This window comes from Acinetobacter sp. YH16042, from assembly GCF_013417245.1.
Lineage (GTDB): Bacteria > Pseudomonadota > Gammaproteobacteria > Pseudomonadales > Moraxellaceae > Acinetobacter > Acinetobacter amyesii.
The window spans coordinates 1-2169 of sequence record NZ_VPEJ01000088.1 but is presented as its reverse complement, the minus strand read 5'-3'; the positions used below and the strand labels follow the sequence as shown (position 1 = coordinate 2169).

General features: G+C 38.8%; 2 protein-coding genes. Both read right to left on the bottom strand.

Annotated elements, in window-relative coordinates; translation table 11 throughout:
• Positions 1-540: 540 nt before the first annotated feature.
• Positions 541-1455, bottom strand: coding sequence for a copper resistance protein B (locus FTV37_RS17095; RefSeq protein ID WP_179995749.1), 915 nt, complete (start codon positions 1453-1455; stop codon positions 541-543).
• The coding region (locus FTV37_RS17090; protein ID WP_180064321.1) for a multicopper oxidase domain-containing protein at positions 1442-2169 on the bottom strand (728 nt) is incomplete at its 5' end. The genes FTV37_RS17095 and FTV37_RS17090, both read right to left, overlap by 14 nt.

The following is a 2169-nucleotide window of genomic DNA, read 5'->3' as shown; positions in this document are numbered from 1 at the left end:
AAGCCCAACATCCTGTTGGGCTTTTTTACGTATTTGATGCGTTGGTATAACTCCTGTCGTACCTGCATATTCCATTGCTACGGTTTCTTATTGTTATCTGGAGCATCCTGCTCTCTATGTGTTCATCATAGAAAATTGAGGGCGATTGGTATAGACGCAAAATACCTGAATGAATGTGAGCCAAGGCTTACAAAATTGATTAAAACTTATCCCGAAAGTTGTCCGCAGAAATTGGGGATGAATTTGATCTTAAAAGGCATATATCTTATAGGGAATTGCGGTTTTTGATCGTTTTTTAATCAATTTTATAGGCAAAAAATGACAAATATGCTCAAAAAGAAACCGACATGTTTCACAGTCGGTTTTTTTCTGTTTTTCAGGGTGGGTGAAAATTCTTAAGTTATTGATTTTAAATCATTATTTTGCTTGCATTTCGCATAAGCTCTATTATGTTAAATGGGAGGGAGCAAAATAAGTTAACATTTTGCTTCCGACCACATTAAGCTAGAGTTTTATTTAAATAAAGCTATTTAGTAATCATTAAAATCTAAATCTAACACCAGCTCCATATAACCAACCTTTCTCAGAGTTTGATTCTATTTGCCACGACGTTTCATCATTACCTTTTGAATACTCATAGGCAATGTCGATATACGGCATGATCTTTTTACTGATTTCATAGCGAGTTTCAAGCCCTGCGGTTGCACTGCTTAAACCAGTTTTTTTCGCATATTTAGAGTCATCACTAAAGATCGCATCCAACTCTAAATAAGTTTGAATAATCAACTTTTGGGTAATCAGAAAATCACGTTCCGTTTCTAGACTAAAGCCCGCATAACTGTCTTCTCCTGCATAGAGATAAGCATCAGTTTCAAAGAAATATGGTGCCATACCATGTAAGCCAATCACTGCATCAACATTTTCTTCGGTATCTTTGCGATGATCATCGAGTTCAACTTTTTCACTGCGATAACGTGCACCAATCTGTGCATCCCAAAAGTCTGAAATCATACGGCTATATAAAAGTTTGGCATCATAATGTGCATCATGCGATTCTTCTTTATCGGCATGAACTTTAATAAAAACCTTATTTTCATCTGTGCCAATACGGGTTTCAAACTCTGACTTTAAACCGCCTGTGCCATCTTCATTGACAAACCACTTATTATCCACCGTCGTAATCGCATAAATTTGCGCACCGTGTTCTGAGCGATGATCATAATGCGAACTCTGCTGAGTATTCGCATCTGGTACATGATGTAAATGATTAACCGTAGATGTTGCCTGATGTTGTGCATGATTCATCTCAGACATGGCTTGATGATTCATTGATGGCATATTTTTCCCATTATTCTGAGTAGTTGAATGATGCCCTTCGTGCGCCACACTTAAGGTCGTTAAACTCAATACCGCAACAGAAAAAATCGCTTTCAATACAAAATTAGTGATGTGCATGTTCAGCTCCTTTTTGCTCAGTTACTTCGTGAGTTTGAGTCGAATTTGTACCTTGAATTGGCATTGTAGATACTTGTTCATCGCTAACATTCGCCACGATTAACTTGTTCATCATCCCCGCACTCATGTGATACAACAAATGACAATGGATTGCCCATTCACCCAATTCATCCGCAGTTAATAAAGCCGTAACTGTTTTACCCGGTGGTACGATCAATGTGTGTTTATTTGGCATATCTACCGACTTTTGACCATTCTCCAGCTGCATAAACATACCGTGTAAATGCATCGGGTGCGCCATCATACTGTCATTAATAAATTTGATACGAATACGCTCGCCATATTTCACTTTTAACGGCTCAGCATCACTAAATTTTTTACCGTTAATGGTCCAAATATAACGTTCCATAGTACCGCCCAAACGCACGACCAATTCACTGCTGGCTTCACGAGTATCTTTTTGCGGCTCTAACGATTTTAAATCGCTATATTGCAAAGCTTTATTACCTGCAGGTGTAGAGGCATTTGCCCAACCATAAACCACTTGATCATTTTTTTGCGGTTTTACTGCGCTATGCTGTGAATGATCCGTGCCTTTCATATCGCCATGGTTCATTTTCGAATGATCCATTCCTGAATGATCACCACCACCATGTCCCATATCTTCCATAGTCAAAAGCGAGCGTGGACGTGGCTGAGGCATATGCATGCCGT